A 9,378-nucleotide genomic window follows, 5' to 3' on the forward strand; every position below is an offset into this window, starting at 1 on the left:
TTCTTACATGATACCAGATTATTTAATCATTTGTTCATATTTCATTTTTTCTACCCACACTTTTTGGAAGAGAACCTGTTTTTCTATTTGCTCTAACTCTTGGTTAATCCTTTCCCATTCTTTTTCAAGAGATTCATCATGTTCATGAGGGCCCATGTACTTTTCTATAGATTTTTTCTGTGCCTCTAAAGTTTTCTTCTTTTTCATTAATTCTTCTCTTAAATTTTCTTTTCCGGCCATTATGTTCCACCCCCTTTATTTATTATATATTAGCTTTAGAAAGCAGTCTTAATTCAAGAGTGTTTGCTTCTCCCTCAATTTTTTCAATTTGACTGTTAATGTCTCTTAGAAAATCTTCGTCTTTAATCGATGGAAGATTTATTTTTACATTGTATAATCCACCCTCAACAGCTGCTTTAGCCATTACAAGGGAAATAGCTGCGTCACTTTTAGCCATTTTATAACCTTTTTCTATTGTAACCCCCGAAAGTTCCATGACTTCCAACGCATCTTTGGCTATTTGTAGAGGAACAAGTGTGGCTTTTTTTGTCTTTTCTTGGATTTTTTCATTTCTAGCTTTTTTCTCTTCTTCAGTACTTTTTGGAAGTTTTAAGGCTTCGATTACCTCGTTGAAAGCTTCGGCATCTTCTTCCATGAGCTGAAGAAATTTGTCTCTGTACTCCTCGAATTTTACTTTCAAATTTTTCATTTCTTCTTCAACTTCTTCGTACTTTTTTTTGCCGATAGTTAAATTTGCTACCATGCATCCCAAACTAGCTGCTATAGAACCCGCTAGCGCCGCTGCACTTCCACCCCCGGGAGCTGGTTCGTTGGACGAAAGCTTTTCTAAAAATTCTTTTAAACTCATATCAGATAACAAATTAACTCCTCCTTTTTTGTGATATTTAACACAATACATATATAAATTCCCCTTAAAAATGCTGCTCTTTGTTATCTATTTTATCAAAAGTGATTTAAAAAACAATATATACCATTTGGAAGAAATATCCTTCTAACTGTTTCTAAAGTCGTTTAATTGCTCCTAATCACATTTAATTGTTATTTTTAAAACTTATTTTTTCGAATAGAAAATGATATAATAAAATGGGGTAATGTGTTATAACTAAAATCTCACAACACTTCGGAGGTGAAACAGTGGGTAGTCTATGGATTTTGGCAATAGTTCCTATTATCGCTTTAATTTTTGCTAGTGTTAACTTTAGACAGGTCGTTGTATTAGATGAAGGTACGGAGAGGATGCAACACATTGCAAAGGCTATTAGAATTGGTGCTTCCGCCTTTGTTAACCATGAGCTTAAAGTATTATCAATTTATGGTATATTTATCGCTCTAGCTTTAGGTATCGTGGTAGAATGGTATGTTGGAGTCGCTTTTGTAATGGGAGCTTTTATGAGTGCCCTTGCTGGATACATAGGTATGAAAATAGCTACTTACGCTAACGTCAGAGTTAGCAATAAGGCTCGAACAGAGAAAAGTGTAGGAAAAACTTTGAAAGTTGCATTTCAAGGCGGAAGCGTTATGGGACTCAGCGTTTCTGGATTGGCTCTATTAGGTTTATTTTTAGTATACATTATTTTTGGAAATTGGCTGGGACAGCTTTCTGCAGAAAATTTGGTAATAAAAGTCAACTGGTTGGGAATAAATTACATTCCTTTCACCATGACTGTTTCAGGATACGCTCTTGGATGCTCAATAATCGCTATGTTTGATAGGGTTGGAGGAGGAGTTTACACAAAAGCTGCAGACATGGGAGCAGATTTAGTTGGAAAAACAGAATTAGCTCTACCGGAAGATGATGCACGAAATCCCGCGACTATCGCTGATAACGTCGGAGATAACGTTGGAGATGTTGCAGGACTTGGGGCTGATTTGTTGGAAAGTTATGTAGGTGCCGTAATTTCATCTATAGTTCTAATATTGTATTCTCATTTCCTTTTGGGACCTCAAAACCTTTCTTATGATGCAACTATGAGATTAACTTACTATCCGATACTTTTTATATCGCTAGGATTAATTTCTTCGATGATTGGGATATTGTATATAATCTTAAAAAAGCCTTCCGATGATCCTCATAGAGATTTAAATATCTCTTTGATGACATCGGCATTTTTAACTTTAATTATAACCTTTTTCCTTAGCTTTTTCTATTTGGGAGGCATTAGTGCTACAGAATTTCAAAATATCGGCTTCAGATTGGGATACTTCTCACCTTGGTTGGCAGCTGTCATCGGTATAATAGATGGTATTTTCATGGGGCTTATAGCAGAATATTACACCAATGATGCATACCATCCTACAAAGGAATTGAGCGAATTTGCCAAAGGTGGTCCGGCTATTGTAATTACAAAGGGATTAGCATTAGGAATGGAAAGCGTTCTGTTGCCTGTTTTCCTTTTGATGTTAGGAATCCTTGTATCCTTTGAAATAGCAGGATTGTATGGGGTAGCAATGGCCGCTATGGGTATGCTTTCTTTCGTTGCAGCAACGGTTTCAGTTGACTCGTACGGTCCAATCGCAGATAATGCTGGTGGGATAAGCGAAATGTCAAAATTGCCGCCAGAGGTTAGAGAGATAACCGATAAACTAGACTCCGTGGGGAACACAACAGCTGCTATAGGTAAAGGTTTTGCTATCGGTTCCGCTGCCTTAGCGGCATTAGCTCTCTTTGCATCTTTTATTTATTCTCAAGCCGGTCCTGGAGATGGAGGAGTAGGACATTTAGAAAATATCTTGATCTTGAACATGATAGATTCTAGAACAATAGCTGGAGCTATTTTTGGTGCTGCACTACCTTTCTTTTTTAGTTCTTTTCTAATAAATGCCGTAGTAAATGCAGCTAACAAGATGGTTGATGAGGTAAGAAGACAGTTTAAAGAAATACCTGGATTGATGGAGGGAACGACAGACCCCGATTACGAAAGATGTATCAGGATTAGTAGTGAAGGTTCGCTAAGTCAAATAAAATTCCCTGCCCTCATTGCGACATTAACGCCTATAATTTCTGGATTTTTACTCGGGCCAAACTTTGTAGGAGGACTTTTAATAGGTACTACTCTTAGTGGTGTTATGTTAGCAATATTTTCTGCCAATTCTGGAGGTGCTTGGGATAACGCTAAAAAGAGAATAGAAGCCGGGGGCGTCGAAGGAGAAGGAAAAGGTACGGATGCCCATAAGGCAACAGTCGTGGGGGATACAGTTGGAGATCCTTTGAAAGACACTGTTGGTCCTTCTTTGGATATACTAATCAAGATTATGTCGGTAACGGCGCTTATAACTGTTTCAATCTTTAAAGTGTATCATCTCTTTTGAAAACAAAATCCCGAGGTCATTTAATGTACAGCCTCGGGATTTTTATTCTTTATGATTAAATTCTTAATCCACCATCTATCCTTATAACTTGTCCCGTTATAAAGGAAGAATCATCACTGGCTAAAAATACGGCTAAGTTGGCTATATCTTGAGGTTCTCCCAATCGTTTTAAACACGTATTTTCTACAACATACTCTATCAATTCTTTTTTTAAACTTTCTGTCATTCCTGTTCTAACAAATCCTGGTGCTATGGCGTTTACTCTGATATTTTCTCCTTTCATTGTAAGTTCTTTCGCCCAAGATTTTGTCATTCCTATTATACCTGCTTTTGCTGCTGAATAATTAGTTTGGCCAATGTTACCTTCAATACCTACAACGCTTGCCATGCTTATGATATTGCCAAACTTTTGTTTTCTCATTATCTTTGCAACTGCTTTTGTCATTATAAATGTTCCTTTTAAATTTACTTGTATTACTTTATCAAAATCCTCTTCTTTCATGATAATCAAGAAGTTATCTTTTGCCATTCCGGCATTGTTTACTAATATGTCTATTTTTTGGTATCTGTTATATATCTGAGTCACAATTTCACTAACAGTACTAAAATCAGTTATATCTGCTTTGTAATAAATGAACCTATCTTCTGGAAAATCACTTTTTTCGTTTTCTTCTATTTGAGGTCTTTCATCTACAGCGATCGCTATTACGGTGGCTCCTTCTTTTATGAAATTCCTTGATATTTCTTTTCCTATTCCTCTAGAGCCACCTGTTACGATTGCAATCTTTTGATTTAATTTCAAAGGGAACACCCCCGATTTTTTATATATTAAGTAGTTTAACGTTTTTATTTATTTGTTTAATAAATTTTGTGAGCACTTTTGTTGGTCCAATTTCAACAAATTCATCCACACCGTTTTTTACACATTCCTCAACACATTCTATCCACCTAACAGGTGAAGTTATTTGCTTTATTACATTTTCCTTTATGATATCAGGATCAGTTTCAAACTTTGCCGTTACATTCTGAACAATGGGAACCGTTGGCTTTTTGCATTCTATATGCTCAATTCTTCTTCTTAACCTTTCTTCTGCATCTTTTAGAAATTTCGAATGAAACGGACCGCTTACATTCAACGGAACAACCTTTCTGGCTCCTTCTTCCTTGAGCTTTTCCATAGAGATCAAAAGTTCTTCCATTTCCCCACTTATTACAACTTGTGAGGGAGAATTGTAATTGGCTATTTGGACGTTTGGATAATTGGATAAAACTTTTTCAATCTCATTTAAATCCATACCTATTACCGCTGCCATACCGCCTTTTCCTGGTTCAAAGGCTTCACTCATGTACAATCCCCTATAATAAACCGCTTCAATTGCTTCTTCAAAATCGATCATTTTTGCGGCTAAAAGTGCTGTCCATTCTCCTAAAGAATGACCAGCTACCACATCAGGTTTGAGGCCTTCTTCTAAAGCATTCAAATATTTCATATAGCTAATTGTGAGTATAGCGACTTGGGCATTTTGGGTTAAGGTAAGCTCTTTTTCATCAGTCCCAAATATTATACTTTTTATGTCCAATCCAATCTTATTTTTTACTTTATCAAAATACAATTCATATTCAGGCTTTTTTTCCAATATATCCTTTCCCATACCCAGGTATTGGGATCCTTGTCCTGTAAAAACAAAACATCGCAAAACTTATCTCCTCCTTTCATCGACATTATTTTCTAAGTCATAATTTTTCAAAATATACGACATTACATCTTCAATAACATCGTTAACACTTTTTATTTCATCGATCAAACCAGCGGATTGCCCTGCCATGAAAGACCCACTTTCTTCATCACCATACAAGAAAGCCTTCATAAGGCTACCTACCAAAGCTTCTTCAGCTTCTTCAGGTGATGATGCTTCTAACTTCGCTATTTTTTTACCGAATTTTGTTTTTATTATGCGAGCTGGATGACCCATTTTCTGACCTGTGATTATAGTATCCCTAATCCCCGCCTTTATTATTTTCTCTTTGTAATTTTCATGGGCTTCACATTCATACGTAGCTATAAAACGAGTTCCCATCTGAATACCTTCTGCTCCCAAGGATAAAGCAGCAACCGCACCAGAGCCGTTAGCAATTCCACCTGCCGCTACTACAGGAACTGACAACATGCTGGAAAGCTTTGCAATCAAAACCATAGTAGTTACATCTCCAATGTGTCCACCACACTCCATTCCTTCACCTATTATAGCTTCCGCCCCTGCATTTTCTAACCTCAAAGCTAGATTTTCTGAGGAAACTACCGCTAAGGTTGTTATCCCATTTTCTCTAAGCATAGGAATATATTTGCTAGAATTTCCAGCCCCCAAAATAGCAACCGGAACTTTTTCTTGAATTATGAGATCTATGACTTCGTCTATATGAGGATTAAGCATGATAACGTTCACGGCAAAAGGTTTATCGGTCATTTCTCTGATTGAATCAATCTGTTTCTTTAAAAGTTTTGCATCCATGTTTCCAGAACCTATAGTTCCTAATCCGCCAGCATTAGAAACAGCCGCAGCCAATTTTGCAGTACCCACCCATGCCATTCCGCCTTCTAATATGGGATATTTAATTTTCAATAAGTCAGTAACTCTATTTTTTACTGGTTCCAAATCAGCACCTCCATCTTCAACTCTTTTTGATACCTACCATTATTTCTGCTTGGGCACATACCTGTCCTTCAACAGTAGCTATTCCCTTTAATTTGAACATGTTTGCTTTCCTCTGTAGAATCTCTAAATCGTATATCAGCTTGTCTCCGGGTCTTGCTTCTTTTTTAAATCGTGCCTTATCTATACCTGTAAATAAAGGAATTACATTCTCATCCATATCTTTCAGAAGCAATAACCCGGCGGTTTGAGCCATACCCTCAACAATAAGTACTCCCGGCATTATGGGATAATTTGGGAAATGACCTTGAAAAAAAGGCTCGTTAATACTAACGTTTTTAAAAGCCTTGATCTTTTCCTCATTCAACTCTAATACCCCATCAACAAGCAAAAAAGGATAGCGATGGGGCAATATTTTCATTATTTCCTCTATATTCATAATTTTCACTCCCATGTAGTTACTATTCCACCGGAATCAGGTCCTAAATGCATACCTATTATTATGTCCATCGGTTCAAAGATGATCTTTTCCCTCGGGACTCCCAATTTAACTACTTCATCCAACAAATCGCCACCTAATTTCAAGCTCCCTGTATGTTCAACGGTTATATTCTTTAACTCTCCTTTGCCTTTTTCTTCCATTGCCAATGTGCTAAGCTCTTTCATTATTTTATTGTATCCTCTAATTCTTTTAACGGGCAATATTTCACCATTATCTAGTTTTAACAATGGCTTAATGTTTAACATACTTCCCACAAAGGCGGTTGCTTTCCCTATTCTTCCACCTTTTGCAAGATAATTTAAACTTCCTACGGTAAAATATACATTTACTTTTTCTTGAAAATGTTCCACGAAACTCTTCAAATCTTCTATACTATAATCTCCTGAGTCTATAAGTTTTTTTAATTCTAGTACTAAATAACCTAATCCCCACGTCGCTTCATAACTTTCCACTATATGGATCCTTTTTTCATCGAGATTTTGAGCAGCTATCCTAGCAGAATTATACGTGCCACTCAGTTTTCCTGAAAGATGGACAGATATTAACTCATCGTAATCTTTCAACATTTTTTTATATACTTCTTCAAAATCTTGAGGCGTGGGCTGTGAAGTGGCAGGTATATAGTCAGATGTTTTTAAAAACTCATAGAAGTCGTCTACATCAATATCCACAGCTCTTTCAAACTTATCTTTCCACTTTACATACAATGAAACGCATCCTATCCCCATTTCTTCTAATTGTTTTGGATCAATGTCACAGGTATTATCGGTTACTATTCCTATTTTAGGCATAATTGTGCCCCCTTTTATGATTTAACAAAAATTAAAGACGCATTGTGTCCTCCAAACCCAAAGGAGTTCTTTAAAATTACGTCCACTTTAGCGTCTTGAGTCTCTCTTGGGATATTAAGTGTTTTCATCTCTTCATCGGGCTCTTCTAAATTTGGCATTCCATGAACAAAATGATTATGGCTTTCTATGACTGAAGCTATTAATTCAATTGCACCAGCAGCTCCCAAAGTATGTCCTATTAAAGTTTTAGTTGATTGTAAATACGGCTTATCGGCAAATTCGCCGAATATTTTTTTAATAGCTTTTACTTCTGAATTATCACCAACAGGAGTACTAGTGGCATGACAATTTATAAGATCCACCTTCGAAGGATCTAATTCAGCCATTTTTAAGGCGTTCTTTATTGCCCTTGCAGCACCTTCACCTTCTGGATCAGATTGACTAATATGGTAAGCATCACCTGTCATTCCATATCCTGCTATATATCCATAAATCTTTGCTCCTCTTGCCTTTGCATGTTCTTCTGATTCTAAAACTAATATACCAGCTCCTTCTCCCATAACAAACCCATCTCTATCTTTGTCAAAAGGTCTTGATGCTTTTTGTGGTTCATCATTTCTTTGAGAAAGAGCCATCATATTGGCAAAAGCCGCTATTGGCATAGGATCAATAACCGCCTCGGAACCTCCAGTTATGGCCACATCAACTTCTCCATTCCTTACCAACATCACAGAACTTATTATTGAATGGACAGCTGAAGCACAAGCGCTAACCGTAGTAAAATTTGGTCCCTTTAATTTATGCTTTATAGAAACAACTCCACTTGCCATATCGGCAATCATCATTGGTATTAAAAAAGGGCTAACATACTTCGGACCTTTTTCGTTCATGACTCCAAACTCATGATACAACGTTTTAAAACCACCTATCCCCGAACCTATTATTACTGCAGCATTTTCTCTCCAATCTTCATCTTGAGACAACCCGGCATCTTCAATAGCCTCATCTGAGGCAGCAATAGCTAATTGCAAAAACCTATCATAACGTTTGGCTGTTTTTCTATCCAGATACTCTTGAGGGTCAAAATCTTTTATTTCAGCAGCTATTTTAACTTTATGATCCGAGGGATCAAACTGAGTTATTTTATCTATGCCGCTTCTCATTTCTTTTAAACTTTCTAAAAATCCTTGTGTGTTTTTTGCTATTGGGTTTACTGTTCCCATTCCAGTTATTACGACTTTATGCATCCACATACCTCCTGACTGTAATTTTATTGATTTGTTAAAGTTCTTATGATAGATTTATGACAAGGATGAAGCAGTCAACATCTTTTTTGTTACTTCTATGTAATACTCATATATTTGTTGAGGTTTCAACCCCGCCCATTTTTGATACAATGTCTCTCGAAGGCTTACTTGCTGAACCATTCCAGTTATCTCACTCCACAAAACCATTGCAATCTTTATAGGTTCTAATCTTTCGTCTATTGAACCATCTTTTATTCCTTCTTCAACCGAGCTAACTAATAATTTAAAAATCTCTTCACTCTTTTCATATGCCTTCTTCACATGGGGATCTTTATCATCGAAATGAACTTCCAAAGTTTCATAATTCAATATCAATTTATAATAATCAACATATTCAAGGCTGAAAGACACGTATGTTTCTCCCATTGATACAACCTTTTCAAAACCGTTTTTACAAGAGGAAAAGTTTTTAATAATTGAGGCGAGTAAAGTAGATAATGCCCTTTCAACAGAGGTAAAATATAGATCTTTTTTGCTTGAAAAGTACAAATACAACGTCCCCTTTGCAAGATTAGCTCTTTTTGCAATTTCGGTCATTGTAGCTTCCTCATAACCTTTTTCCACAAAAATTTTTTCTGCTACATTCATTATTAGATTCATCTTTTCCTCTTTATTTTTCTTCTCCAAACTATTTCGCCTCATACTAATAAAATAAAAATGACCAAAGGTCATCACTTTCATAAGATTATACCACAACAAAAAATCTATTTCAAGTTTTCAAGGGGCTCCTTGTCAAATATGGTTGATAGAATAGACTGAAGAGATGATGAAAAAGGTATTACAGAGATTTTTTGTTG

Annotated in this window: 10 protein-coding genes; 1 reads left to right on the plus strand and 9 read right to left on the minus strand. The window is 36.2% G+C overall.

Annotated features, from left to right (window positions below; translation table 11 throughout):
* Positions 1-18: 18 nt before the first annotated feature.
* Both ACW9JY_RS09980 and ACW9JY_RS09985 read right to left on the minus strand, forming a co-directional pair.
* The gene (locus ACW9JY_RS09980; protein WP_457284260.1) at positions 19-240 is read right to left on the minus strand and encodes a hypothetical protein; all 222 of its coding nucleotides are present in this window, start codon (positions 238-240) and stop codon (positions 19-21) included.
* A 22-nt stretch (positions 241-262) separates the two neighbouring features.
* On the minus strand, positions 263-880 hold the full coding sequence (locus ACW9JY_RS09985) for a cyclodeaminase/cyclohydrolase family protein (protein WP_103077812.1): 618 nt from the start codon (positions 878-880) through the stop codon (positions 263-265).
* A 275-nt stretch (positions 881-1,155) separates the two neighbouring features.
* Between ACW9JY_RS09985 and ACW9JY_RS09990 the strand changes: the two genes are divergently transcribed.
* Positions 1,156-3,330 (plus strand): sodium-translocating pyrophosphatase, encoded by a 2,175-nt coding sequence (locus ACW9JY_RS09990; protein WP_103065527.1) that lies wholly within the window; start codon positions 1,156-1,158, stop codon positions 3,328-3,330.
* Between the two features lie 55 nt (positions 3,331-3,385).
* Here ACW9JY_RS09990 and fabG read toward each other — a convergent pair whose 3' ends face one another.
* The 7 genes from fabG to ACW9JY_RS10025 are packed head-to-tail and all read right to left on the minus strand — an operon-like array spanning position 3,386 to position 9,208.
* Entirely contained in the window at positions 3,386-4,132 is a 747-nt protein-coding gene (fabG, locus tag ACW9JY_RS09995; RefSeq protein ID WP_103065528.1) for a 3-oxoacyl-ACP reductase FabG, read from the minus strand.
* 19 nt (positions 4,133-4,151) lie between these two features.
* Complete coding sequence (fabD, locus tag ACW9JY_RS10000) at positions 4,152-5,027, minus strand: ACP S-malonyltransferase (RefSeq protein WP_103065529.1); 876 nt, start codon at positions 5,025-5,027, stop codon at positions 4,152-4,154.
* A gap of 3 nt (positions 5,028-5,030) precedes the next feature.
* Entirely contained in the window at positions 5,031-5,984 is a 954-nt protein-coding gene (locus ACW9JY_RS10005; RefSeq protein ID WP_457284261.1) for a nitronate monooxygenase, read from the minus strand.
* A gap of 16 nt (positions 5,985-6,000) precedes the next feature.
* Positions 6,001-6,420: a 3-hydroxyacyl-ACP dehydratase FabZ gene (gene fabZ / locus ACW9JY_RS10010; RefSeq protein ID WP_457284262.1), complete on the minus strand. Its 420-nt coding sequence runs from the start codon at positions 6,418-6,420 to the stop codon at positions 6,001-6,003.
* Between the two features lie 5 nt (positions 6,421-6,425).
* Positions 6,426-7,274 (minus strand): DegV family protein, encoded by an 849-nt coding sequence (locus ACW9JY_RS10015; RefSeq protein WP_457284263.1) that lies wholly within the window; start codon positions 7,272-7,274, stop codon positions 6,426-6,428.
* A 14-nt stretch (positions 7,275-7,288) separates the two neighbouring features.
* Positions 7,289-8,521: a beta-ketoacyl-ACP synthase II gene (gene fabF, locus ACW9JY_RS10020; protein ID WP_457284264.1), complete on the minus strand. Its 1,233-nt coding sequence runs from the start codon at positions 8,519-8,521 to the stop codon at positions 7,289-7,291.
* 54 nt (positions 8,522-8,575) lie between these two features.
* The gene (locus tag ACW9JY_RS10025) at positions 8,576-9,208 is read right to left on the minus strand and encodes a TetR/AcrR family transcriptional regulator (RefSeq protein WP_457284265.1); all 633 of its coding nucleotides are present in this window, start codon (positions 9,206-9,208) and stop codon (positions 8,576-8,578) included.
* Positions 9,209-9,378: the final 170 nt, after the last annotated feature.

It is taken from the genome of Petrotoga sp. DB-2, from assembly GCF_054051725.1.